At 41.0% G+C, this 26,676-nt stretch carries 24 protein-coding genes; 1 reads left to right on the top strand and 23 read right to left on the bottom strand.

Features of this window, described 5'->3' with window-relative positions:
- Positions 1-262 precede the first annotated feature (262 nt).
- The 16 genes from glyA to ACFSY7_RS04215 all read right to left on the bottom strand — a co-directional run bounded on the left by glyA (position 263) and on the right by ACFSY7_RS04215 (position 14,982).
- Entirely contained in the window at positions 263-1,516 is a 1,254-nt protein-coding gene (gene glyA / locus ACFSY7_RS04290) for a serine hydroxymethyltransferase (RefSeq protein WP_020189097.1), read from the bottom strand.
- 44 nt (positions 1,517-1,560) lie between these two features.
- Positions 1,561-2,118: a TIGR01440 family protein gene (locus ACFSY7_RS04285; protein WP_126990935.1), complete on the bottom strand. Its 558-nt coding sequence runs from the start codon at positions 2,116-2,118 to the stop codon at positions 1,561-1,563.
- Between the two features lie 12 nt (positions 2,119-2,130).
- Positions 2,131-2,574: a ribose 5-phosphate isomerase B gene (gene rpiB, locus ACFSY7_RS04280; RefSeq protein WP_020189095.1), complete on the bottom strand. Its 444-nt coding sequence runs from the start codon at positions 2,572-2,574 to the stop codon at positions 2,131-2,133.
- 304 nt (positions 2,575-2,878) lie between these two features.
- Positions 2,879-4,162, bottom strand: coding sequence for a methyl-accepting chemotaxis protein (locus tag ACFSY7_RS04275; protein WP_380146972.1), 1,284 nt, complete (start codon positions 4,160-4,162; stop codon positions 2,879-2,881).
- Positions 4,163-4,174: 12 nt separating this feature from the next.
- Positions 4,175-4,606, bottom strand: coding sequence for a low molecular weight protein arginine phosphatase (locus ACFSY7_RS04270; RefSeq protein ID WP_020189093.1), 432 nt, complete (start codon positions 4,604-4,606; stop codon positions 4,175-4,177).
- A 138-nt stretch (positions 4,607-4,744) separates the two neighbouring features.
- Positions 4,745-5,770 (bottom strand): L-threonylcarbamoyladenylate synthase, encoded by a 1,026-nt coding sequence (locus ACFSY7_RS04265; protein WP_020189092.1) that lies wholly within the window; start codon positions 5,768-5,770, stop codon positions 4,745-4,747.
- Positions 5,771-5,786: 16 nt separating this feature from the next.
- Positions 5,787-6,650 carry a peptide chain release factor N(5)-glutamine methyltransferase gene (gene prmC / locus ACFSY7_RS04260; RefSeq protein ID WP_380146971.1) on the bottom strand — a complete coding sequence of 288 codons (864 nt, stop codon included), beginning with the start codon at positions 6,648-6,650 and terminating at the stop codon, positions 5,787-5,789.
- Complete coding sequence (gene prfA, locus ACFSY7_RS04255) at positions 6,634-7,713, bottom strand: peptide chain release factor 1 (RefSeq protein ID WP_020189090.1); 1,080 nt, start codon at positions 7,711-7,713, stop codon at positions 6,634-6,636. Before prfA ends, prmC begins: the two co-directional genes overlap by 17 nt.
- A 156-nt stretch (positions 7,714-7,869) precedes the next feature.
- The gene (locus ACFSY7_RS04250; protein WP_020189089.1) at positions 7,870-8,472 is read right to left on the bottom strand and encodes a thymidine kinase; all 603 of its coding nucleotides are present in this window, start codon (positions 8,470-8,472) and stop codon (positions 7,870-7,872) included.
- A gap of 212 nt (positions 8,473-8,684) precedes the next feature.
- On the bottom strand, positions 8,685-8,885 hold the full coding sequence (rpmE, locus tag ACFSY7_RS04245) for a 50S ribosomal protein L31 (protein WP_020189088.1): 201 nt from the start codon (positions 8,883-8,885) through the stop codon (positions 8,685-8,687).
- 159 nt (positions 8,886-9,044) lie between these two features.
- Entirely contained in the window at positions 9,045-10,328 is a 1,284-nt protein-coding gene (gene rho, locus ACFSY7_RS04240) for a transcription termination factor Rho (RefSeq protein ID WP_020189087.1), read from the bottom strand.
- 184 nt (positions 10,329-10,512) lie between these two features.
- The gene (glpX, locus tag ACFSY7_RS04235; RefSeq protein WP_020189086.1) at positions 10,513-11,481 is read right to left on the bottom strand and encodes a class II fructose-bisphosphatase; all 969 of its coding nucleotides are present in this window, start codon (positions 11,479-11,481) and stop codon (positions 10,513-10,515) included.
- A gap of 129 nt (positions 11,482-11,610) precedes the next feature.
- Positions 11,611-12,870, bottom strand: coding sequence for a UDP-N-acetylglucosamine 1-carboxyvinyltransferase (locus tag ACFSY7_RS04230; RefSeq protein WP_380146970.1), 1,260 nt, complete (start codon positions 12,868-12,870; stop codon positions 11,611-11,613).
- Between the two features lie 97 nt (positions 12,871-12,967).
- On the bottom strand, positions 12,968-13,615 hold the full coding sequence (gene fsa / locus ACFSY7_RS04225; RefSeq protein ID WP_020189084.1) for a fructose-6-phosphate aldolase: 648 nt from the start codon (positions 13,613-13,615) through the stop codon (positions 12,968-12,970).
- Positions 13,616-13,671: 56 nt separating this feature from the next.
- Entirely contained in the window at positions 13,672-14,526 is an 855-nt protein-coding gene (gene fba / locus ACFSY7_RS04220) for a class II fructose-1,6-bisphosphate aldolase (protein WP_020189083.1), read from the bottom strand.
- 84 nt (positions 14,527-14,610) lie between these two features.
- On the bottom strand, positions 14,611-14,982 hold the full coding sequence (locus tag ACFSY7_RS04215) for a response regulator (protein ID WP_020189082.1): 372 nt from the start codon (positions 14,980-14,982) through the stop codon (positions 14,611-14,613).
- A gap of 91 nt (positions 14,983-15,073) precedes the next feature.
- Here ACFSY7_RS04215 and ACFSY7_RS04210 point away from each other — a divergent pair, with 91 nt between their 5' ends.
- Positions 15,074-15,598 carry a DUF2529 family protein gene (locus ACFSY7_RS04210; protein WP_380146969.1) on the top strand — a complete coding sequence of 175 codons (525 nt, stop codon included), beginning with the start codon at positions 15,074-15,076 and terminating at the stop codon, positions 15,596-15,598.
- 709 nt (positions 15,599-16,307) lie between these two features.
- On the opposite strand, the gene ACFSY7_RS04205 is transcribed toward ACFSY7_RS04210, so the two are convergent.
- From ACFSY7_RS04205 to icmF, 7 genes are all read right to left on the bottom strand, one after another.
- The gene (locus ACFSY7_RS04205) at positions 16,308-16,970 is read right to left on the bottom strand and encodes an ABC transporter ATP-binding protein (RefSeq protein WP_126990940.1); all 663 of its coding nucleotides are present in this window, start codon (positions 16,968-16,970) and stop codon (positions 16,308-16,310) included.
- Positions 16,967-17,893 (bottom strand): ABC transporter permease, encoded by a 927-nt coding sequence (locus ACFSY7_RS04200; protein ID WP_380146968.1) that lies wholly within the window; start codon positions 17,891-17,893, stop codon positions 16,967-16,969. Before ACFSY7_RS04200 ends, ACFSY7_RS04205 begins: the two co-directional genes overlap by 4 nt.
- Positions 17,890-19,035 (bottom strand): ABC transporter permease, encoded by a 1,146-nt coding sequence (locus tag ACFSY7_RS04195; RefSeq protein WP_380146967.1) that lies wholly within the window; start codon positions 19,033-19,035, stop codon positions 17,890-17,892. Before ACFSY7_RS04195 ends, ACFSY7_RS04200 begins: the two co-directional genes overlap by 4 nt.
- A gap of 35 nt (positions 19,036-19,070) precedes the next feature.
- Complete coding sequence (locus ACFSY7_RS04190; RefSeq protein WP_380146966.1) at positions 19,071-20,540, bottom strand: hypothetical protein; 1,470 nt, start codon at positions 20,538-20,540, stop codon at positions 19,071-19,073.
- A 173-nt stretch (positions 20,541-20,713) separates the two neighbouring features.
- A complete protein-coding gene (locus ACFSY7_RS04185) occupies positions 20,714-22,303 on the bottom strand; it encodes a CTP synthase (RefSeq protein WP_020189076.1) in 1,590 nt (529 codons plus the stop codon).
- Between the two features lie 182 nt (positions 22,304-22,485).
- Complete coding sequence (gene rpoE / locus ACFSY7_RS04180) at positions 22,486-23,016, bottom strand: DNA-directed RNA polymerase subunit delta (RefSeq protein ID WP_380146965.1); 531 nt, start codon at positions 23,014-23,016, stop codon at positions 22,486-22,488.
- 310 nt (positions 23,017-23,326) lie between these two features.
- Entirely contained in the window at positions 23,327-26,551 is a 3,225-nt protein-coding gene (icmF, locus tag ACFSY7_RS04175; protein WP_380146964.1) for a fused isobutyryl-CoA mutase/GTPase IcmF, read from the bottom strand.
- Positions 26,552-26,676: the final 125 nt, after the last annotated feature.

The raw sequence follows: 26,676 nt of genomic DNA, 5'->3' as shown, positions 1-26,676 counted from the left end.
ACTATATTTTTTGAAGTTGCTGTATACTGCCCAATGTCCTATTAAAATCCACAAACTACAAGAATAGATATATTATATAGAAGAAACTAGTATTTTCTAGCATCCTCTTCTATTCTCCCCTCTTCATAATTTCACAAAAAATAATAATTAAACACGGAAAAATAAAAAAATGGACCATGACCTTGCACTCCCCTATTAGAAAGCGCACCAAAAAACATGTACAAACATGGCCTTTGGAAAAGATCATCGTCCATTTTAATAATTAAGCGTAGATTGGGTGTTTATCTGTTAAAACTTTTACGCGTGCTTTCGCATCTTCTTTAACAGCTGCATCTTCTGGATTTTTAAGAACAGCCGCAATTAATGCGCCTACTTCTTTCATATCCTCTTCTACAAAGCCACGAGAAGTAATAGCTGGAGTACCGATACGTACGCCTGAAGTTACGAATGGTTTTTCAGGGTCATATGGGATACCATTTTTATTTGCTGTGATGTTTACTTCATCAAGTAAGGCTTCGGCTACTTTACCAGTTAGGTTTAGTGAGCGTACATCTAATAGAAGTAAGTGGTTATCTGTACCACCAGAAACAAGGTCGATACCTTCAGCTTGTAATGCTTCGCCTAGCGCTTTTGCATTGTTGATCACTTGTTGTGCGTATTCTTTAAATTCAGGCTGTAATGCTTCACCGAAAGCAACTGCTTTACCAGCGATAACGTGCATTAATGGACCACCTTGGATACCAGGGAAGATTGATTTATCAATTTTCTTAGCCCATTCTTCTGAAGTTAAGATCATACCACCACGTGGACCACGTAATGTTTTATGTGTTGTCGTTGTAACGAAGTCCGCATATGGTACTGGATTTGGATGAAGGCCTGCTGCTACAAGACCAGCGATATGCGCCATATCCACCATGAATAATGCGCCTACTTCATCCGCGATTTCGCGGAATTTTGCGAAGTCGATTTGACGAGGGTATGCACTAGCACCTGCAACGATTAATTTTGGTTTGTGCTCTAATGCTTTTGCACGTACATCTTCATAATCGATTACGTTTGTATCTTTTGTTACACCGTATTCAACGAAGTTGTATTGAACGCCAGAGAAGTTGACTGGGCTACCATGTGTTAAGTGACCACCATGAGCAAGGTTCATACCAAGCACTGTATCGCCTGGTTCTAAAACAGTGAAGTACACAGCCATGTTCGCTTGTGCGCCAGAGTGTGGTTGTACGTTTACATGTTCTGCACCGAATAATTCTTTTGCACGATCGCGCGCAATATCTTCAACGATATCAACGAATTCGCAGCCACCATAGTAACGTTTACCTGGATAACCTTCTGCGTATTTGTTTGTAAGTACTGAGCCTTGCGCTTCGATAACTGCTGCTGAAACGATGTTTTCAGATGCGATTAATTCGATGTTTGCTTGTTGACGCGCAAACTCTTTTTCCATCGCTTCAAATACTGCTGAATCTTGTGCTTTTAAATTTTCTTGTGCTGCAAGTTTTGCCATTACTCTTTTTCCCCCTAAAATCTTTTTTAATTTATATGAACATCCTATTCAGATGTTTCTAACGTATAAACTGCGCGTTCACCGCCGATTAATTTCGGACGTGTTTTCGCTGCTGTAACAACTGCCTCACCAATTGTTTTCACCGATGTACGAATCGGAACAGCCACGCGTTTTAAATGCATACCGATGAGCGTTTGCCCAATATCGATGCCTGCGTGTGCCTGTACTTCCTCAACGACAACTGGATCTTCCAAATGACGATATGCATAGGTTGACATCGAGCCCCCAGCTTTACGCACCGGAACGACTGCTACTTCTTCATAACCATATTTTTCGGCTGCCGCGCGCTCTAGTGTGATGGCACGATTTAAATGCTCACAGCCTTGAAAAGCTAAATAAACACCTTGTTCATTTGCGAAGTTTTGAAGTGGTCGGAATAATGCTTCTGCAATCTCCATGCCACCCGCTGTGCCAATTTTTTCACCTTTCACTTCAGATGTTGAACACCCGATGACGAACAGTTGGCCTTTTTTAAGTGGTGCCTGTTCTACAAATTCATCGAGTAACGTTTGAAGCTCGGTTTCGATTTGTTGTAGCGTCATGCTTGTCACCTCTTAGTTTTTTGCTTCGATTTCTGTGATTTTGCTTACGCGACGCTCGTGACGACCGCCTTCAAAATCTGTCGCTAACCAAATATCAACGATGTCTAATGCTAGGCCAGCGCCGATAACACGTTCACCCATTGCGATAACGTTTGAATCATTATGACAGCGTGTTGCTTTTGCTGAGAATGTATCGTGAACTAACGCACAACGTACGCCTTTTACTTTGTTCGCCGCAATTGACATACCGATACCTGTACCACAAATTAGGATCCCTTTATCAAATTCGCCGCTCGCTACGCCTTCTGCTACTGGCATCGCGAAGTCCGGATAATCGACTGAGCCGTCCTCTTTTGGACCGAAGTCAGTATATTCATAACCTTTTGCGTCTAAAAGTCCTTTAATTTCTTTACGTAAGTTGTTACCACCGTGATCAGATGCGATTGCAATTTTCACAGTTATCCCTCATTTCTTAATCTTAGTCAAAATCAGTGTACCACTTATTTCAAGAGAATAACATCATTATGAGATGAATTTCAGGAATAAATTTTCGCTAAAAAGCGAACATTTAAGTTCATAAATAAGTGAACATATGTATTTTAAAATAAAATTAGCGATTTAAAAGATTAATCTACTCGGATAATTCGTATTTTACCAAGTATTTCATTGTTGCACAACCTAAAAAAGATGATTCTGTATCAAATACAGAATCATCTTACATGACTGCCTTAAATTTGTTCGTAAACGAGCACTTCATTCACTAGCGTTGAAACTTCGCTATGACTTCATATAACTCACGAGTTTGATAATTTACATCTTCCATTAATCGATTCATGTCATCAATCGCTTTTACTTGTTTTTCAGTCGCCTGCTGAACATCCTGTGTGCCGACGGACGTTTGCTTCGCAATGGCTGCTACTTCCTGTGACTGTGCGGTGGTTTGTTCAAGCATATTACGCTGCTCATCTGCAAGATGTGAAATCTCTGTCACCGACTTCGCTACCTCATGAATCATCGTCGTCATACCATCTACTGCCTCAGTTGTCGCGGCAACACGTGCCACCTCTTTTTCCGTTGTTGTCACCTGCTCATGCATCGACGCAACGACCGTTTTTACATCACCCTGCATTTTATGAATTAAATCCGTAATATTATGCGCGGCTTCTGAGCTACCATCCGCTAGTTTTCGTACTTCCTCGGCAACGACCGCAAAGCCTTTCCCATGCTCCCCTGCACGTGCCGCTTCAATCGATGCATTTAGCGCAAGTAAATTTGTCTGATCTGCAATTGAGCTCACAAGCTGAATAATATGTTCAATTTCCGTCGCATTTTTCTCAAGCTGTAAAATTTCTTCAAGTGATTGACGATTATTATCGACCATATTTTGTACACCATCTACGAGTAAATTAATCTGCTCTGTCGCAGCCGTCAATTCTTTAACCATTAATTTTGAAGTTGATTGTGAAACATCCACATAATCACTCACTGAGTTCGTAATATCGCGTACATTTTCTAATGAGTTTGCTGTAAACTGTACCGCATTCGATGATTGCTCAGCACCAATTGAAATATCCGAAATCGTTTTCGCGATAGCATCGGTTTGTGCCGTCGCCTGCTGCGTACCTGATGATAATTTTTGCATGCTCGTATTCGTCGCTTCAAAATTATCCTCGATACGCGCAACCATTGAGCGTAAATTGACAAGCATCGTTTGGAAAGCCTTCGCAAGGGATTCCATTTCGTCATTCGTTTTTGGAATATCAATATCACGACCAATTTCACCACGCGCGGCCGCATTCGCCACTTCCTCTAGTTGCTGAAGCGGTCGCACTAAAATAACACCTAAAACCCCAGCTAAAATACCTGACCAAATAATACCAAGTGCATATGTAACGATTTCAAATACTTTTCGATTTGTCTCCGGGAAAAACATTGGTTGTACATATTCAATGAAAAGAAAGCTAATGCTGTATGTAACGATGGCCAGCGCCACCACAAATACAATCAATTTTTTCCGCAAACCAAACTTCACACGACTTTCCATACAATTCCTCCTCTAATGCCATTTTTCTACGATCACATCAATCAGCTTTGATAACTCTTTAAATGTTTCACGATAAATTGCGGTCGAACCACCGTAAGGATCACTTACATCCCCGTCTTGGTCTAGCGCATATTCCTTCAGTGAGAACGTTTTATCTGCTACATGAGGATATGCTTGAAGAAGACCATTTTTATGTGATACGGTCATCGTTAAAATTAAATCGGCCCATGCTAAATCATCTGGCGTAACGGCTGATGTTGTGTGTGGCATCCACATATTTTCCTCTTGTAGTACTTGTGTCGTACCTGTAGACATCACACCTCCTGGCATTGCGTAAATTCCTGCTGATTTTACTTCAACACCTTCTAATTTTTTGGCTGCTAAAATCGCGGCCGCCATCGGACTTCGACATGTGTTTCCCGTACAAATGAAATAAATATTCATTGTCTTCTCCACCTTTCTTTCATCGTTCTAATTACATTGATTATAAGCTATTTTAAGTCAAAAATCACAAAAAAAAGGCCTTGACAGTAGGCATATGAAATGGCAACTGTCAAAACCTCTCTTTTTCTATTCTAGGGGTTAGCCTTCGTACCAATGACCGCCTGCTGATTTTTCAAGACGGTTCATAATCGCTGAACCCATATCATTTTTATCCGTTACCGTCGCTAAAACGACATCAGCATTGGTCGCATTACACGCGCGCAGTGCATCATATAAATGGGCCGCCATCTGCTCATGTGTCCCATCACCGAATGTGAAGAACCAATCCGCTTCAAGTTTTCCAAAATGGTCGGGTGCAAGGAGTGCTACCTTTTTGCCGTCCGCATGAAGCGCTGCTAGTGCCTCTTTTACTGCTACTTCATCGTTATCGATTAAAAGCACAGGTGCATCTGGCGCGTAATGGGTATATTTCATACCTGGCGCTTTAGGGGCACCGGCTTTTTGCTCGATATGCGTTGGCTCATTGACGGGGCCAATGACCGCTTCGAACATTTCTTTCGTAATACCGCCCGGACGTAAAATCGTTGGGGGATTAAGTGTTAAATCGATAACCGTTGATTCCACACCAATGCCTGTCGCACCGCCATCTAAAATCAGTGGAATGCGACCTGTTAAGTCTTCCTCAACATGAACGCCCTCGGTCGGACTTGGTTTCCCACTTGTGTTGGCACTTGGCGCAGCCACTGGTTCATCCAATTGTCGTAATAATCGTAAGGCAACAGGATGATTTGGCATACGAATGCCTACTGTATCAAGACCAGCTGTTACTTTTTCAGATAGCGCACCAGGCTTCACATGACAAATGACCGTTAATGGACCCGGCCAAAATGCATCCATACATTTTTTCGCCTTTTCTGAAATGTTATCAACATAACGCTCCAGTTGGTCAAAGGCGCCAATATGCACGATTAGCGGATTATCCGACGGACGACCCTTCGCAGCATAAATTGCGGTTACGGCCGCATCATTCGTCGCAATACCACCAAGGCCATACACGGTCTCGGTTGGAAATGCGACAACCTCGCCTGCTTTTAATAACGCCACTGCCTCGTCAAAAGCAGGGTCTTCTGTTACGCCATCTACGATTACTCGTTTCGTTTCCATGTTGTTGATTCCTCACTTACTTAGTTAATTCGCAAAATACCATACGGTCCTGCCCAAACATATCTTTCACAACTTCGACTTTTGCATGTTCAACATGCTGACGGAAGAAGCCGGCTACTGCATTCCCTTGTAGATAGCCAATCTCAACGCCAATTAGTCCAGGTCGATTCATCAGTGCTGGTAGATTCTCTGCTAGCTTACGATATAAAATCAATCCATCTTCCTCTGCAAATAATGCAGTATGTGGCTCATGCTTAATGACGGAATCATCCATGACAGCCACTTCTGACTGTGCGATATAAGGTGGATTCGACAATACAACATCCCATTTTTGATGTGCAATCGGCGCCGTTAAATCCCCTTCTAGAAACTGAATATCCGCCTCTAGTGCCTCAGCGTTACGCTTCGCTACCGCTAGTGCTGCCGCTGAAATATCCGTTGCTGTCACATGAAGCTTCGCACATTCTTTCTTCATTGAAATCGCAATCGCACCACTGCCTGTGCCGATATCTGCCACCTGAATATCATCATGACCAAATAATTTACGCATACGCTGCAATGAATAATGAACAAGCTCCTCCGTTTCCGGACGTGGAATTAAGACATTTTCATCGACATAAAATGAACGACCGTAAAATTCCTCATGATGTGTAATGTACTGTACAGGCATACCACCAATATGTGTATGCACAGCCTCTTCAAATTTTTGAAGGTCAGCCGTCGCTACCTCATCTTGCATCGCCATCACTAAATGCGTATAATCCACATCCAACACATACTGCATCAGCAGCTGACCGACACGCGTCTCACAATTTGCTTCCTCTAAAATAGAAGAAGCCCAATCAAGGGCCTCAAAAACTCGCTTAGAATCGTTGTTCATTTAGAGCATCCAATTTTTTAGCTTGTTCTTCCATAATTAATGCATCGATAACGTCATCTAGTTTACCGTCAATAATTTGGTCTAATTTTTGGATTGTTAATCCGATACGGTGATCCGTTACGCGGTTTTGTGGATAGTTGTACGTACGAATACGTTCTGAACGGTCACCTGTACCAACAGCTGATTTACGTTCTGCATCGTATTTTGATTGTTCTTCTTGTTGTAATTTATCGTAAACACGTGCGCGAAGGATTTTCATCGCTTTTTCACGGTTTTTAAGTTGTGAACGTTCATCTTGCATTGCAACAACAACGCCTGTTGGAATATGTGTCATACGAACAGCTGATGCCGTTTTGTTGACGTGCTGACCACCGGCACCTGATGCATGATAAATATCAACGCGGATATCTTTATCTTGTAAATCAAGTTCAACTTCAGCAGCTTCTGGCATTACAACAACCGTTGCTGTAGATGTGTGCACGCGACCTTGTGATTCTGTTTCCGGAACACGTTGTACGCGGTGTGCGCCACTTTCATATTTTAATTTAGAGTAAACGTCGCTACCTGAAATCATAATAACGATTTCTTTATAACCACCAAGCTCAGTAGGGTTAGCAGAAACGATTTCTGTTCTCCAACCTTGTGTTTCAGCATATTTGCTGTACATACGGAATAGTGAGTTTGCGAATAAAGCCGCCTCGTCGCCACCCGCTGCACCACGAATTTCCATGATAATGTTTTTACCATCATTCGGGTCCTTTGGAATTAATAAAATTTTCATTTTTTCTTCTAAATCAGGAATTTGCACTTCAAGTTCTTTTAATTCCTCTTGTGCCATTTCCTTCATTTCAGGATCATCTTCCATATCAATTAAATCTTTCGCATCTTGGATTTGTTCTTTAATTGATTTATATTCACGATAAACAGTTACGGTTTCTTGAATATCCGATTGTTCCTTTGAAAATTGGGCTAATTTTTTTGAGTCAGATACGATATCTGGGTCACTAAGAAGCTCGTTTAAACGTTCATAACGGTCTTCTACTGCTTGTAGGCGATCAAACATATACTTTCACCTATTCCTTTCTGTTCTATCTATTATTTATTTTTCATTAAAGTTAAATTACTTCCTCAATTAGTATAAAGAAAAAGAGTAACACATGCTACTCTTTTCAAAAATTGCACTTTCTTCATTTTACTACGAAAGCGTCTTTTTAGGTCATTATTTTACTTCATCTAATTGCGTTGCACCGGTTGGTACATAGTGATGATGACGACAACGTGGCTCGTAGGCTTCTGAAGCACCTACTAAAATAACGGGATCATCTGCTTTCGCAGGCTCACCATTAATTAAGCGCTGTGTACGGCTTGCAGGTGACCCACAAACGCTACATACTGCTTGTAGTTTCGTTACTTGCTCCGCAATCGCCATTAAGAATGGCATTGGCCCGAATGGAACCCCTTTAAAGTCTTGGTCTAAACCAGCTAAGATAACACGGAAGCCGTGATCTGCAAGTTTTTGAACCGTTTCGATAATATCTTCTCCGAAAAATTGTGCTTCATCGATGGCGATTAAATCGTACTCATCATCAATATAAGACCACATTTCCTCTGTTTTTTCGATTGGATGTGCAATAACTGTCGTACCGTTGTGACTTACGACCGCTTCCTCGCTGTAGCGATTGTCAATCTTCGGTTTGAATACCGCAATCTTTTGTTTTGCGAATTGGGCGCGGCGCACACGGCGGATCAGTTCTTCCGATTTTCCAGAGAACATACTGCCGCAAATTACTTCAACCCAGCCATTTTGAGACATAACGTACATGGTGTATAGGCTCCCTTCTAAAAATATCTACTCTCTATCATAACAAAAAAGAGCTCACGTACTGCTCTTTTTTTAATAATTATTTGTTATGTACGAACGAAAATCTTTAAGTAATAACGGAATTTATACTACACGATTTTCGTATCGCAGGCAAGAAAAATACCTGCTACGCAACATGTGCATAGCAGGCATATTTTCTACTTAAATAAAAATTATTTAAGGTTGTATTTTTTGTTGAAGCGATCAACACGACCGTCAGCAGATGCGAATTTTTGACGACCTGTGTAGAATGGGTGACATTCGTTACAGAATTCGACGTTAATAGTTTCTTTTACTGAACCTACAGTGAAAGAGTTACCGCATGAGCATGTTACAGTTGCTTGTTTGAAATCTGGGTGGATACCTTGTTTCATAGTTAATGTTCTCCTCTCGCCCTGAACCATCTGGAACAGAGTTAGTATATACGGTTGCCTTACACGACCCATTGAAACGCCGTATATGCAACACACAATATTTGCATTATGAAAATATGATAACAAATTTCTTTAATCAATGCAATGATTATTTCTTTTCTAAATTAAGCCGCGACCATTTCGTTGCTCTTTTGATTTATTGTTCAGTGATTCGAAAAACTCCACATTCGATTTTGTTGAGCGTAGTTTTCGTAAAAACTTCTCTGTGAAATCGGATGAATCTGAAAATGTTTTACGAATCGCCCATAATTTATCGAGCTGGTCTTTTTCAAGAAGTAGCTCTTCTTTACGTGTTCCTGAGCGACGAATATCAATCGCTGGGAATATACGACGCTCTGCTAATGAACGGTCTAAATGAAGCTCCATATTCCCCGTACCTTTAAATTCTTCATAGATGACCTCATCCATGCGCGAACCTGTATCAACAAGTGCAGTCGCTAAAATCGTTAAGCTACCGCCCTCTTCGATATTACGCGCCGCACCAAAGAAACGTTTCGGACGGTGGAATGCTGCCGGGTCAATACCTCCTGACAGTGTACGACCACTTGGTGGCACAGTCAAATTGTATGCTCGCGCTAAACGCGTAATCGAATCCATTAAAATAATGACGTCACGTTTATGCTCGACAAGACGCATCGCACGTTCAAGCACAAGCTCGGCTACTTTCACGTGATTCTCTGGTAGCTCATCAAAGGTCGACGATACGACGTCTGCATTTACAGAACGCTCAATATCGGTTACTTCTTCTGGACGCTCATCAATTAATAAGACGATTAACTCCGATTCCGGATGCAATTCTGTAATGGCGTTCGCAATTTCTTTTAATAAAGATGTTTTCCCTGCTTTTGGCGGTGCAACAATTAAGCCACGTTGACCAAAACCAACAGGTGCCACTAAGTCCATAATGCGCGTTGATAATTTATTTTTTGTTGTTTCAAGCTTAATTTGACGCTCTGGGTATAGCGGTGTGAGTGCAGGGAAATGCACACGTTCTTTCGCTGTTTCAGGGTCTTCTCCGTTCACCGCATCTACATGTAGTAGGCCGTAGTAACGTTCGTTTTCTTTCGGTGGACGTACTTTCCCTGCCACCTTGTCACCATTACGTAGGCTGAAGCGACGAATTTGTGAAGCGGAAATATAAATATCCTCCGAGCTAGGCGAATAATTAATGGGACGCAAAAAGCCGAAGCCTTCTTGTTGAATGATTTCTAACACGCCATCCATATAGAAATAGCCTTCGCGTTCTGCGCGCACTTTTAAAATCGCGACAATTAATTCTTTTTTTGTGAGCTTGCTATAGTATGACACTTTATATTCGCGTGCAAGCGCATAAAGCTCTTTTAGCGTCATATTTTCAAGCTGTGACATTGTTAAATTAGCCATCTTGAGTACACCACTCTTACATTGAATTTTTCTTTATCGAAATGTGTATAGTTTTGGTAAATTTTAGTTGTACATATACTTCCCTATTATACGATTTACACACCGAAAAAGAAACTTATCTTTGCATGCAAAAAAAGAGGTCGCCCATACAGGCAACCTCTTTGTTATCGTATATAAAATTAAATTAGTCTTTGATGTAAAGATCTGGTTTTTTATCTAAACGGTGACGTCCTTCTACGAAGCGAACAGTTCCTGATTTAGCACGCATAACAACTGATTCAGTTGTACAGTGACCACCTTTAAATTGAACACCTTTTAAAAGTTCGCCATCTGTAACACCCGTTGCTGCGAAGATTGCGTCATCACCTTTTACAAGGTCATCCATGTTTAACACAGTGTTTACTGCGATACCCATTTTTTCGCAACGAGCTACTTCTTCGTCATTAGACGGTACTAAACGACCTTGGAAGTCGCCGCCTAAGCATTTAAGTGCTACAGCTGCGATAACGCCTTCTGGAGCTCCACCAGTACCGAACATAATATCCACGCCAGTTTCATCAAATGCAGTGTTGATAGCTGCTGCTACGTCGCCATCGTTGATGAATTTAATGCGAGCACCTGCTGCACGAATTTCATCGACGATACCTTGGTGACGTTCGCGTTTTAATAAAGTTGCTACAACGTCCTCTACATTTTTGTTTTTCGCTTTAGCTACTGCTTTTAAGTTGTCTGTCACAGAAGCATCGATGCTAACCATGCCCGCTGCTTCAGGACCAACTGCGATTTTTTCCATGTACATGTCAGGTGCATGAAGTAAGTTACCACGGTCTGCAATTGCTAATACTGTTAAAGCATTCCCGCTACCTGCAGCAACGATGTTTGTGCCTTCAAGAGGGTCAACTGCGATATCCACTTGTGGACCGTTTTTATCAGAACCCAATTTTTCACCGATGTAAAGCATTGGCGCTTCGTCCATTTCGCCTTCACCGATTACAACAGTTGCGTCCATAGGAATTGAGTCGAATACTTGGCGCATTGCAGTTGTTGCTGCGTCATCCGCTTCCATTTTAAGACCGCGACCCATCCATCGAGCTGATGCGATTGCTGCTGCTTCTGTTACACGTACTACTTCCATTGATAAACTACGTTTCATGTTTTACTGTTCCTCCCGTTTGCCACTCTATACCGAGTGGTTGTGGTTTAAAAACCAAATCTATTGTAGCACAGTTTATATACAATTTATGTGTTTTTTCACAATGTTAGCAAATGAAAAAATATTTCATCAGTCTTTGATTTCGACTTTACGAATATCTGCTCCAATAGCGGTTAATTTCTCTACAATATGACTATATCCGCGCTCAATATGATAAATATCATGAATAATTGTTTCACCATGTGCAATTAAGCCTGCAATAACAAGTGCCGCACCTGCACGCAAATCTGTAGCAGTAACTGTAGCACCCGTTAGCTCAGTTGGACCCGTAATAATTGATGTACGCCCTTCAACTTTGCCTGCTGCCCCCATACGATTGAGCTCTGCAATGTGTTTAAAGCGTGCAGAATAAATCGTATCCGTAATGACCGCCATCCCGTTCGCCTGCGTTAAAAGTGCCGCAAATGGCTGCTGAAGGTCTGTTGGGAATCCAGGATACACAAGTGTCTTAATATCGACAGCTTTCATCTGTTCGACTTTCGGAATCATAATGCTTTCCTCGTCTTCAATTACTTCAATGCCCATTTCACGCATTTTTGCCGTCAATGAATCGACGTGCATTGGAATGACATTATCAATGACAATACCATCGCCAATCGCCGCAGCCAGTAGCATGTATGTACCTGCTTCAATACGGTCTGGAATAATCGTATGGGTCGTACCATGTAAGCTTTCCACACCGTCAATACGAATGACATTTGTCCCAGCGCCTTTAATACGCGCACCCATGCTTGTAAGCAGTGTCGCAACATCAATGATTTCAGGCTCTTTTGCCGCATTTTCAATGATTGTTTGTCCTTCTGCAAGAACTGCTGCGAGCATAATATTAATCGTTGCACCGACACTTGAAACGTCCAAATAAATTTTTGCACCCGTTAATTTTTCAGCACGTAAATAAATCGCGCCATGCTCATTTGTCACGGTCGCACCAAGTGCCTCGAAGCCTTTAATGTGCTGGTCAATCGGGCGTGGTCCAAGGTAGCAACCACCCGGTAAACCAATGACAGCCTGTTTAAAGCGGCCAAGCATTGCACCCATTAAATAATATGAGGCACGTAGTTTTTTTACATTGCCATTTGGAAGCGGCATATCGATCATCTTCGTTGAATCGACGGTCATATCGCCGTCCTCAAATGTCACTTCACCGCCAATTTCTTCTAGTAACGATTTTAAAGTCCACACGTCTAAAATCTCTGGTAGGCCCTCAATCGTCACTTTTGAATCTGCTAAAATTGTAGCCGGAATTAAAGCTACTGCACTATTTTTGGCACCGCTCACTTTAATCGTTCCTTTTAAATGGTTGCCACCATTTACTTTAAATACGTCCATAGAAGTCAAAATCTCCTTAAATACAAATTTGTCCCGAAACCACACGCAAACAAGCGCGCAGCTTCAGGACTAAATTGTTATAAATTATTGGAACAAATTATTTGTCTTTGTTAGCCCAATCTTTCATGAATCCGTCGATTCCTTTGTCAGTAAGTGGGTGTTTAAATAATTGTTTTAATACTTTGTAAGGTGTTGTTGCAATATGTGCACCTGCAAGAGCTGCTTGTGTCACGTGTTGAGGGTGACGGATTGATGCAGCAATGATTTGTGAATCGATTTCATGAATCGCGAAGATTTCAGCGATTTCACGGATTAATTCAACGCCATCGATACCGATATCATCAAGACGGCCGATAAATGGTGATACGTAAGTTGCACCAGCACGAGCAGCCATTAATGCTTGGTTCGCTGAGAAGATTAATGTAACGTTTGTTTTAATGCCTTCTTTTGTTAAAGCGGCACAAGCTGTAAGACCAGCTTCAGTCATTGGAAGTTTTACAGTGATGTTCGGGTGGATTTTAGAAAGTTCTAAACCTTCTTTAATCATGCCTTCTGCATCTAAAGAAATAACTTCGCCAGATACTGAACCGTCAACTAATTCAGCGATTTCTTTTAAACGGTCGTGGAAAGAGATGTTTTTTTCTTTTGCTACTAATGATGGGTTTGTTGTAACACCTGAAAGGATACCCCATGCATAAGCTTCTTTGATTTCGTCAAAGTTTGCTGTATCGATGAAAAATTTCATTGTGGATTGTTCCCCCTAATTTATAAAACGATGGCTAGTTGCCAAATTATATGTGATTATGCTTGTTGATTACTACCGAAGTCACGGATTTTGCCGATAACTGTTGCTTTAATTGCTTCACGGCCAGGACCCATATATTTACGTGGATCGTAAACTTTTTTGTCGTTTTCTAACACTTCACGAATTGCTGCTGTTTGTGCAATTTGGTTTTCAGTGTTTACGTTAATTTTAGCAGTACCTAAAGAAATCGCTTTTTGGATGTCTTTTAATGGAATACCAGAACCACCATGTAAAACTAATGGTAAATCAGCTAATTCAGAGATTTCTTTCATTTCTTTGAAGCCTAAGTTTGGCTCACCATGGTAAGGACCATGAACTGAACCTAATGCTGGAGCTAAGCAATCGATTGCTGTAGCTTCAACCATTTTACGGCATTCTTCAGGATCTGCGTACATGATACCGCCGATAACGCCATCTTCGTCGCCACCTACTGTACCAAGTTCCGCTTCTACAGATACGCCATGTGCATGTGCGTATTCAACAACTTTAGAAGTAATTTCGATGTTTTCTTCGAATGGGTGATGTGAAGCATCAATCATTACCGATGTGAAACCAGCATCAACTGCTTCTTTACATTTTTCGAAGCTTGAACCGTGATCAAGGTGAATCGCTACTGGTACGGTAATTTTGTAGCTTTCGATTAAGCCTTTTACCATATACACGACAGAAATAAAGCCGCCCATATATTTACCCGCACCCTCAGATACACCTAGGATTACTGGAGATTTTTCTTCTTCTGCAGCTTGTAGAATCGCTTGGACATATTCAAGATTGTTAATGTTGAATTGTCCTACCGCGTATTTACCCTCTTTTGCTTTTTCTAGCATTTCTTTCATAGAAACCAAAGCCATAATATGAATCCTCCTCATGAAATCAAGCATAATTTATTTATTATTCTTAAACAGTACAATCATATCAAAAAGTGACACAATTTACTACTTTAAGTCGTTATCTTTTAACAATTCATTAATTGTTTCGCGCACTTCGATAATTTCAAATGGCTTCTTGAAAAAATGAGCTGCACCAAGGCTTTTCGCCTGATCTACAAGCTCTTGCTCGCCATATGCTGTCATCATCATGATGACGAATTTTTTGTTCAAATCAGCCGCATGCTGAAGAATTTCTACACCATTCATTCCAGGTAATTTCATATCCGTAAGTAGCGCATCAAAATCTTCATTTTTGATTAATTCAATTGCTTCTAGCCCACTGCCTGCTGTTTGAATTTCGTAGCCTTCATTTTTTAATACTTCTTGTAGCACAATGCGAATCCCAGGTTGGTCATCGACGATTAAAATTTTTTTCATAGCTTCCCTCTCCCTTTCCTTCATAGTATCATATCTTCCCTTTACAACTGTTTAAAAAAATCCTTATAATGAGCATCATGAGGTGAAAAAAATGTTAAAAATGTTAACAACACAATTAACGGGCTTATTACAACGTATTGCTTCTGACCAGGAGGAACCGATTGAGGAGGCTGCGCGCCTACTTGCACAAGCAGGCATTACAGATGGCAAGGTATATTTTGCCTGCTTTGGTGAGATGAAAGCACTTGAATATAATGCGGCACATGCCGAGGAGCCATTTGCGAAAATGACGCCTTGGACAGACGATGCTGCTATCACAGATATGGACCGTGTGCTTATCGTGACGCGCCATGCCAATGACGAAGAAGCACTTACGCTTGCACAAACGTTATACGATCAATTTATTCCATTCGCGGTCATTACAAGTGAAAAAGAAGCAGACGCAGGAAAAATGGCGGACCTTGCGTATGTGTACGTGTCACTAAAAATGAAACAAGGATTAATTCCAAATGATATCGGCGAACGCATCGTTGTGCCGCATCTTTTAGCAGCGCTTTATCTTTACGAAGCCATTAAGGTGCACTATGACGACATGCTATTTAATGACGAAGAATAATGTACCGAGCCGCCTCTGTGCGGTTTTTTTTATGTGCAATGAAAAATCGTTCATTCCCTCAAGAAGCGTGTTTTGGCTACGACATATTTTTAACTAAGCGACACGTACAGGTCAAAGAGCACGCTGTTTTTGTATATATTTGCGCAGCGGCTATCCTATGACAAAAAAGCAGCATGATTTTTCCTGTTTTTTTGCGCGTTGACAGATGCTTTTTTAATAAAAGGCTCCCTTAAAAGGGATAAAAACCGGGCGTTTTTGTCCCAAAATGCGCTTTTTCGGGTTCAAAAAGTGGTTGCCATTCTCCTTTTTACTAGTGGTGAATAAATGACAGCCGATTTTCTTGAAATATTGATTTTTCTCGGTCATGCTGTGTTGAAACTGCCCCTCGGAGCGCCCGAATCGACCCTTTTTTGGTGATTCTGAGCGATTTTTGGCACTTTTTCAGGCTGCATCTTTTGAATAAATGACAGGTTTTTCGTAAACATCTCTGCTTTTTAGCGAAAATGCCTAATTATTTGCGCGAATGGCACATATTTTTAAGTAAGTTGTAGCCAAAACACGCTTCTTAGCAAAATCGTTCATTTAAAAGAGGCTGGGACAAAATACATCATGTTGCTTTTTTAACGTTCGCAATGAAAAACCGGAACCGCGCCACCGCGCGATTCCGGTTTTTCTTATGCTCATAGGAGCGTTTCTTTTTACACGTATTTTACAACTTCGTATACGCGATATTTTTTTCTTCTAGCATATCACGGTAAAACGTATCCTCGCCGATCAGCACAATATTATCTGTGAACGCTTCGATTTCATCTAGTAAGTGCGTCGTTAACAGTACCGTACACGTCGCTGATAATTCATGTAGTACATGCTGAATTTCTGTACGTGATTTTAAATCAATGCCTACAGTCGGCTCATCTAAAATTAAAATCGTTGGTTTTGCGAGTAACCCAATAATTAAATTCACCTTACGCTGCGTACCACCGGACAATTTTTTCACGACGGTTTTGCGCTCCTGCTCTATCGAGAGCTTTTTTAAATAATACGCGATTAATTCATCATCAATCGTTTCTTTCAATAGACCTTTAAAGAACGCCAGATTTTCATCGACGGTCATATGCTCCCACAACGCAATTTCCTGCGGCACATAGCCAATACGTTTTTTTCGTTCATTCGCACTCCACTGCACACCATCATATAAAATGGTGCCAGCGTCAGGCTTTTCAATGCCCGCAATCATTTTAAGTAGCGTGGATTTCCCGATACCATTTTGGCCAATAAAAAGCGTCATACCAGCCGTCGGAATTTCAAGTGAACACTTTTCATATACGGCTTTTTTTCGGTAATGTTTCGTGACATTTTGTAGCGTAATCATGCCACCCCTCCTAACTGTAGCAAGATGATAATAACAGCAAGCGTCATCGCGAAAATAAGTGCCATAAATAATTGATGACTCCATGTGCGCACATGCGTCAGTAGCAATGCGACGCCAATTTCAAAAACAACGGCGGCCGCAAGTAATATGAAAATGGCTGTAGCAGATACCGATAGGCCAATCAGCATCATCAGACCAAGTGCCCCGACAACTAATACGAAGCTATGGGCCGCGACATACACCATATAAAACTTGCGATAATTCGTCTCATAAATACGCACCCTCGCCAATGCTTGTGGCTGGCAAAGTGCGCGATTAAGACCAATTTGTGCGACACCAACAAGCAGCATCACAATAATGACAGCTGCTAAGCCAAGTGACTGCGGCGATGAATCGACTAATGAACGCATCGTTAATTGTCCCTTTGGCTCCACCTTTTTATATTTTGCGAAAACATCTTCAAGCGCGATGTTTTTTACTTTTAAATGCTGTGCGACGATATATGGTAGCTGCTGTTTATAAGCGGTTTTACTAATTGTTTCTGTTACAATATCGCCAACCATATTATGTTGTACATAAAGCGTTAATACGCCGCTTGTCTGTCTTGCTGCTAAGCGTTTTTCATAGTCATCTGGAATGACCACAACCGCCACAGCACGCTGCTTCGCTACTTCATCCTCAGGATAGCGCTCCTCTGTTGATAAATTTGTGACGTGGAAGCGTGGCTGTTTTTTTAATGCTGTCATCAATTGTTTTGACGATTCACTATCGTCAAAATTTTGCACAGCAACGGGTAATTCAATGAGACGATTTTGCTCTGCAATCAGCAGTTTTAGAACGCCTCCTAATACAAGAAGGGCCGCGAATAAAATCGCATAAGTGCGCCAGTTTTTAACAACAATCAATTGAAAGAAAGACTTCATGCGCGCCCCCTCCTTCCAATGATTACAAGCAGTAGCACGAGTAATATACCGATACTCAACCAAATCGATAACGCGTAATCGATAACATAATTGTTCATAAACAACTGCAACAGCGCATCAAATAATGGCGCAAATGGGTTGTAATATAGCCATGTGCGCTGGAAGTACATCGTCGGAATAATCGCACCTGAGCCGAGCATAATGAATAGCGTCACAATTATTTTCACGATGCCCGCTAAACGGTTTGCACACAATAAGTCAATGACGACATACACGAATGCCATTAAGACGACAAGGCTACTAATTGTGAGCACTAAATACGATAGATTATACGTTTCAAATGCGGGCTGTACGAAGTGATACAGCGCAAATATACTAATAAACGCAAACGCAAGTGTATAAACCGTTGCGAGTGCATAGCGCGCAAGTAGAAGTTTTTCCTTTGCAAATGGATACATTTTTAGCCGGTCGCGCATTGCTCTTGGCATATTCATCTGGAAAATTGTGAGCAGTGCTAAAAAGAAGCCTAGCAATACGAGTACATACGCCGATACGACATAGTAATCGGCAAACGGAATCGTTTCTATTTGATGGGCATCAAAAATTGCGCCACGATTTAAGCCATTCGCTAATAAATCCATCATCATCGCAATAATTTCATCATTCGAGGCATCGCGGTAAAAATGACCATACGTCAAAATTCCTGCCTCCGAGACCATCAAGCGGTCATAGACAGATAAAGTCAGTTGATTAATAAGAAGTCCTTGCAGCGAGCGATCATCGTATGTCACGACCTCAATGGGTAATGAACCATTTTTATAAAATGCCTTAGTCATGCCTTCTTTCAAAATGATATAGCCATTAATTTTTTTATCGCGCACGCCTTGCTCTGCTGCCTTTTCATCGTATTCCTTTAAGTGAAAGCCATTCGCGAAGCCATCACCTTGTTGTATGGATTTTAAAATCATACGTGTCTCTGCTGTTTCATCGTTATCTACGACGCCAATATGGATCGTTGACTCGACTGACTGTTTTTGAATACCGACAATCGTCGCAAGTATAATAAAACAGGCAAACACTAAATACGGAATGATGTACCACTTTTGCAATAAAAAAGAGTGGTACGCTTTCAGTATCTTCATAAAAGCACCACCCTTCTTCTTATTTATTCAAATGATTAAGCGCCAAACTGACTAAATAGCATCTCCATATTCGTTTCAATTGAATCTTGAAGTTCTTGTAGTTCAGCATCTGATAATGTATTTAAATCAACAGCGCCGTCTGCTTTCACATTTAATTTTTCTTTTACATTTGTTGTTGTATCAATATTAATTTTAATTGGTTCGCCGTCCACATCAAAGCTAATTGTCCCTTTTGATGTTTGTTTATTATTCTTCACATCTGAATCAAGCGTACCTTCATATTTTGCGTTGTACGTTTCACCTGTTTGATCTGTAATCGTAAAGTCGATATTATTCGTACGTTTATTGCCATCTAATTTTTCGTCGTTTTTCATGTTAATGGCAAACTCTTCGCCTTCAGTAATTGATGTCACTGTGTAATCATCTTTTACTGTGCCTTTACCTTTTGATGTACCTTCTAAACGGAAGCCTTCAACCGCTTGGTCACTACTTTTAAGCTCTGCTACTACTTGTACATCATCGTCCACTTTTTCTGTCATCGTAAATAGCATGTTGTTGTCTTCTTTGCCATCTGCACCTGTCCAGTTAATATCACGTTTTACGATTGTTTTACCGTCTAAGAAGTTTTTCGCAACAATTTTACCAAATTTCTCATCATCGATGTCCTTCAGTAAATCATCAATTGATTCCTCGTATGATTTTGTTGTTACGCTTGTGATAGATGAACCAAACATTTTTTTGATTTTTTCATCTTTCTTCAGCTCAGCGCCAACATTTTTTAAGACACGTTTAATATCTGCATCTTCTAATGTCATCGTTACTGTATTTAGCTCTTCTTTTTTACCGAATACATCTGTCGTTTCTTTTCCTTTTTCAAACTGCTCATCTTCTAAAGAATCCATTACGACTTTTAAATAACGGTATTGCATTTCTTCCGCTTCTTCTTGCGTCATATTTGATGCCATTAATTCATTTAAGTTCAGCATGCTCGGATCGAAATCCTCTGGTGCTGGCTCGCCTGCAATGCGTTCATATACTTTTTTCATATCAGCATTTTTAACCATTAATTTATCATTGAATAATGGTGCTGCAATGTACTGTGCATCTTTGTCAGCTGTCCACTCAAATTTATCTATTTCTGTACCCGCAAAAGTTGGTACAAATGATAATTCTGATTGTTGATTCTTTTCGTCATGACCTGCGTTAAATACAAGATTTGTTGATTCGACCATTGATGCCGGAACACCAAGTGATGATAGTAATGAGTCTGAAACCTCTGCACTCAATTTAACCGATCCACGGTACGATTCATTAACCATTTCATCTTGAAGTGCTACCTCATTTTTGAAACGTTCATCGAAATAGCTACCCCATGTTTCCATTGATTGCTTTTCACTTAATAAATATTTGTTCTTTGGTGTATTTGTCATGTAATAATAAATGCCGCCTGCTGCTGCTAATAATAAAACAAGTACACCTACGATAATCCCTACTTTTTTCCCCATATCCACACTCCTTTTCTCTTTAATTCCATTATATAGGAAATCAACACCTATCTCTATGGTCTGTATTTCCTTCATTGCTTTAACACTTTTTCACTATATTTCACTATTTAAATATAGAATAGGTGAAAAAAATGAGGACTCCTCAAGAGGTAGTCCTCATTTACTAGTACCGATTATTTTACAGAAGCACCAATGAAGTCACGGAATAACGGTTGTGGACGTTGTGGACGTGACACGAATTCTGGGTGGAATTGTGCCGCCACGAAGAAGTCTTTTTCTGGTAGCTCAATGATTTCTGCTAAACGGCCATCTGGTGATAAGCCTGAGAAGACAAGACCAGCTGCTTCCATTGCTTCACGGTATTCATTATTGAATTCATAGCGGTGACGGTGACGTTCGTACACTAAATCTTCTGCGTAGATTTCACGTGCGCGAGAGCCTTCTTTTAATTTACATGGGTATAAGCCAAGACGTAATGTACCGCCAAGATCTTCTACGTCTTCTTGGTCTGGTAATAAGTCGATGATTGGGTATTGCGTTTCAGCCAATTCGGTTGAGTGCGCGCCTTCTAAGCCTAGAACATTTCGTGCAAATTCAACGGCCGCCATTTGCATCCCTAAACAAATACCTAAGAATGGTACATTGTTTTCACGCGCAAATTTAATTGCTTCAATTTTCCCTTCGACACCACGGTCACCGAAGCCACCTGGTACAAGGATGCCGTCTACATCTGACAGTAATTCGTTCACATTTTCAGCGTTGATGTGTTCCGCATTGATCCAGTCGATATCGATATCGGTATCATGCGCGTAGCCTGCGTGCTTTAATGCTTCTGCTACAGAGATGTACGCATCTTGCAGCTCAACATATTTCCCAACAAGTGCGATTTTTGTTGTTTTCGAAAGGTTTTTCACGCGTTCCACAAGTGCTTTCCATTCGGTCATATCAGCAGCTGGTGCTTGGATACCGAAGTGGTCAAGTACGATTGAATCTAACCCTTGTGCTTGAAGTGCTAATGGAATATCGTACAAGCTTTCTGCATCGACACATTCCACGACTTCATTTGATTCGACGTCACAGAATAACGCGATTTTATCTTTCATGCCCTGTGGTACTGGACGGTCCGAACGTAATACTAGTACGTTTGGTTGAATCCCTAACGAACGTAATTCTTTTACTGAGTGCTGTGTTGGTTTTGTTTTTAATTCGCCTGACGCTGCGATATACGGTACAAGTGTACAGTGTAGGTAAAGCACGTTGTCACTACCTAGATCACGTTTTAATTGGCGAATTGCTTCTAAAAATGGTAGTGATTCGATATCACCAACCGTCCCGCCGATTTCCGTAATCACGACATCCGCGTTTGTTTCACGGCCTGCGCGTTGGATACGGTCTTTGATTTCATTTGTGATATGAGGAATAACTTGTACCGTACCACCATTGTAATCACCGCGACGTTCTTTACGTAATACTGAGGCGTATACGCGACCAGAAGTGACCGTTGAATGTTTGCCTAAGTTAATGTCGATGAAACGTTCATAGTGACCTAAGTCTAAGTCCGTTTCTGCGCCGTCATCTGTAACGAATACTTCCCCATGTTGATACGGGCTCATTGTCCCTGGGTCAATATTGATGTACGGGTCAAATTTTTGTGTTGTGATTTCTAGGCCACGGTTTTTTAATAAACGGCCAAGTGATGCTGCAGTGATCCCTTTACCAAGTGATGATACAACGCCGCCTGTTACGAAAATATATTTAGTCAAAATAATTCCTCCTCAGTAATTCTTTCTTTCCCAAAGCACTAAAAATACCTTTAGAAAAAACAAAAAAACGCTCCGCCCGCAACTAATTGCAGGGGGAGCGTAAATTTACACGGTCATACTCCTTTTTTAAGGAGCCCATATAAAAGGTTAAACGTTTTGTTATTTAATGTCAAGAGTGAAGATTATTTTTCGTCTTCGTCCTCTTCGTCTTCGTAGTCTAAATCGTCTTCATCGTCTAAATCGATGTCTTCTTCAACAACGTCAAGGCCAGCTAATTCGTCGTCCTCTTCGTCTTCGTTTAAATCGCGATCAAGATCGTCATCTGATTCATCGTCGAAGTCATTTTCGTTATCTTCTAACACTAATTCTTCGTCGTCCTCTTTGTCGATTTCTAAATCAATTTCTTCGTCTTCATGTTCGTGAACTTTTACAGTTGGAGCAGTTTCTTCTTCAACTTGGTCAATTGCGTACCATTCACGTAGACCCCAGCGGCTTTCACCTAATACTAGGAAACGACCGTCGATGTTCATATCTGTATAGAATTGTACGATTGCATCTTTTAGTTGCGCTTCTGTACGCGCGCCTAAAGCAATAATTTGGTCAGTAATTTCGTTAAATGGAATCGCTTGGCCTTTTTCAACTAAAATACGATGTGCTAAGTTAATTAATGATTCTTGAGTTAATTGTTCTGATGTTAAATCACGAAGGTTCAATTCGTGCACGTCCTTTCTCTACTTAAACATACTAATTATTATATACATATTGTGCTCTGTTACGCCACATTCAATTGTCTTTTTTCTGACGTTTGACACTACGATAAACGTAGTAAAATAAATATAGGGCTAAAATTAAAAGTGGAATCGCGCCCAATTGTTTATTATACAACAAATACGTCGCAATGGCGCAAGCGATTATAATTAAATAGTGTATGATTCTCTCCATATACCTTGGTGCTCCTCAGCATAGCTTTTCCCTATATTATACAGAAAAAACCATAAAAACACGTCTATGAACCTTCTTTTATTACATATTTCGACGATATTTACCGCCAACTTCATATAAAGCATTTGTGATTTGTCCCAAACTTGCGTATTTAACCGTCTCCATTAACTCATCAAAAATATTATTTCCTGATTTCGCAACTTCTTGCAGACGTTTCAGCATTTCAGCAGATTTCCCTTCATGCTTCGCTTGGAATTTACGTAAGTTCACAATTTGCGTTGTTTTTTCTTCTGTCGATGCACGCGCAATCTCCATATTATCGAATAATTCTTCATCATTGGCATTTGGATTTAAGTACGTGTTCACACCGATAATTGGTAGCTCACCAGAATGTTTCAAATGCTCATAGTACATTGATTCTTCTTGAATTTTTGCACGCTGATACTGCGTCTCCATTGCGCCAAGCACGCCACCACGGTCATCAATACGGTCAAATTCTGCAAGTACCGCTTCTTCTACTAATGTCGTTAACTCATCAATAATATAGGAGCCTTGTAAAGGATTTTCATTTTTTGAGAGGCCATGCTCTTTCGTAATAATTAACTGAATGGCCATCGCGCGGCGAACAGACTCTTCAGTCGGTGTTGTAATCGCTTCATCGTATGCGTTTGTATGCAGTGAATTACATTGATCTTGCAGTGCCATTAATGCTTGCAGCGTCGTACGAATATCATTAAAATCAATTTCCTGTGCATGGAGGCTACGACCTGACGTTTGTACATGATATTTTAATTTTTGACTACGCTCATTCGCACCGTATTTATCACGCATCGCAACTGCCCAAATACGACGTGCCACACGGCCAATCACTGTATATTCTGGGTCTAAGCCATTTGAGAAGAAGAACGATAGATTCGGCGCAAAGTCATCAATATTCATACCACGGCTTAAATAGTATTCCACAAATGTGAAGCCATTTGATAACGTGAACGCTAGTTGTGAAATTGGATTCGCACCTGCTTCTGCAATATGGTAGCCAGAAATCGACACTGAGTAATAATTACGTACATCATGGTCGATGAAGTATTGCTGAATATCGCCCATCATACGTAGTGCAAACTCTGTTGAGAAAATACATGTATTTTGCCCTTGGTCTTCTTTTAAAATATCCGCCTGTACCGTACCACGCACGACATGTAAGGTTTCTGCTTTTACCGCTGCATGTTCTTCTTCTGTAAGCTCACGTCCAAGCTCTGCTTCCTTCTGCGTCACCTGCTGATCAATCGCCGTATTTAAAAACATCGCTAAAATAATCGGCGCTGGTCCGTTAATTGTCATCGATACCGATGTTGACGGTGCACATAAATCAAAACCGGCATACAGCTTTTTCATATCCTCTAGCGTACAAACACTCACGCCTGATTCACCAATTTTCCCGTAAATATCTGGTCGCTCATTCGGGTCCTCACCGTAAAGGGTCACCGAGTCAAAGGCCGTTGATAAACGTTTGGCATCATCGCCCGCTGATAAATAGTGGAAGCGTTTATTCGTACGCTCTGGTGTGCCTTCACCTGCAAATTGACGTTTTGGATCTTCTCCCTGACGCTTGAATGGGAATACGCCTGCTGTATAGGGGAACGAGCCTGGTACGTTTTCGCTATACGCAAACTGTAAAATTTCGCCGTAGTCCTTCATTTTTGGTAGGACGATTTTCGGAATTTTTGTACCCGATAAAGACTCGCTCACTAAAATCGTGCGAATTTCCTTATCACGTACTTTTGTCACCATAACATCCCCTGAGTAGCTTTCTTTTAGCGCCTCCCAGTTATCTAAAATCTTCTTCGATTGTGGTGTCAGTTCAATTTGAAGCGCTTTCAATTTTTCCGTTAAAATCGCTTGTGTCGGTGCATCATCCACTAATGAAATCGCACCCTCTAGCTGGAAGATTTTACGCGCAATATCGACCTGCTGTGCGGTTGTTTTTTTGTAGCCACGTACCGTATCGGTAATTTCACGTAAATAATAGCGGCGGTCATTCGGGATAATAACATGGTCCTTTTGCGTTTTTACAAATTCACTATAAGATGTTTCCCAGTTAAGACCTGCTTTATCACGTAGCACATGCAACAGTGCCGCAAATAATGAGTTCGTTCCCTTGTCGTTAAATTGACTCGCAATTGTACCATAGACGGGCATATCGTCTGGTGATTCATTGAAGCGATTATGACTACGCTGATATTGTTTTTTCACATGCGTCATCGCATCCTCTGACCCTTTACGCTCAAATTTATTGATGACAATCAAATCGGCAAAATCAATCATATCGATTTTTTCTAGCTGTGTTGGCGCACCAAATTCACTCGTCATTACATACATCGATAGATCCGATACTTTTGTAATGGCCGCATCCCCCTGACCAATACCGCTTGTTTCTACGATAATTAAATCAAAGCCTGCTGCCTTCACTACGTCTAGTACATCATCGAGATTGTCTGAAATCTCTGAGTGCGACTCACGCGTTGCCAGTGAGCGCATATAAATACGATTATTAAAAATAGCATTCATGCGAATACGGTCACCAAGTAATGCTCCGCCTGTTTTTTGCTTTGTCGGGTCAATCGACACAATCGCAATACGTACATCTGGTAGTTCTTGTAAGAAGCGACGAATTAATTCATCTGTGAGAGAGCTCTTACCTGCACCACCTGTACCTGTAATACCTAAAACTGGTGTGTTTTTTGAACGTTTGCGTGCCTCCGCCATAAATTCCTCAGACGCTTTATTTTCAGCAATCGTAATCGCCTTTGCAAGCGCTAGTTGATTATCTGGTGACATAGCATCAAGCAGGGACATATCTTCTTGCTCAACCGTTTTGAAATCACTGTTTTCAAGCATTAAATTAATCATACCTTGAAGGCCTAATGTGCGCCCATCCTCTGGTGAGAACAGATGATTGACACCATATGCGTGAAGCTCCTTCGCCTCGGACGGTAAAATAACCCCGCCACCTCCGCCAAAGATTTGAATATGCTCAGCGCCTTTTTCTTTCAGTAGGTCATAAATATATTTAAAGTATTCGACGTGACCACCTTGATAAGAAGAGACCGCAATCCCTTGTGCGTCCTCTTGAATCGCTGCATCGACAATTTCTTCTACAGAACGATTATGCCCTAGGTGAATTACTTCTGCACCGCTTGCTTGCAAAATACGACGCATAATATTAATTGTGGCGTCATGCCCATCGAATAAACTTGATGCTGTCACAAAACGTAATGCATTTTTCGCTTGGTATACCGTTGCTTCCATAATAGAACTCCCCCTTTTAGTAAAAAAAGAGACTACCCGCTGATGCGTCCTCTCTTTATAGAAAATGTTCTCTATAGGATCGAATACAACTAACGAATAGCCTCAACATGAATCATATCTGTACT

Source organism: Kurthia populi (genome assembly GCF_042686175.1).
Classification (GTDB): Bacteria; Bacillota; Bacilli; order Bacillales_A; family Planococcaceae; genus Kurthia; species Kurthia populi.
The sequence above is the reverse complement of the archived record's forward strand: the minus strand, read 5'-3'. Positions and strand labels throughout refer to the sequence as shown.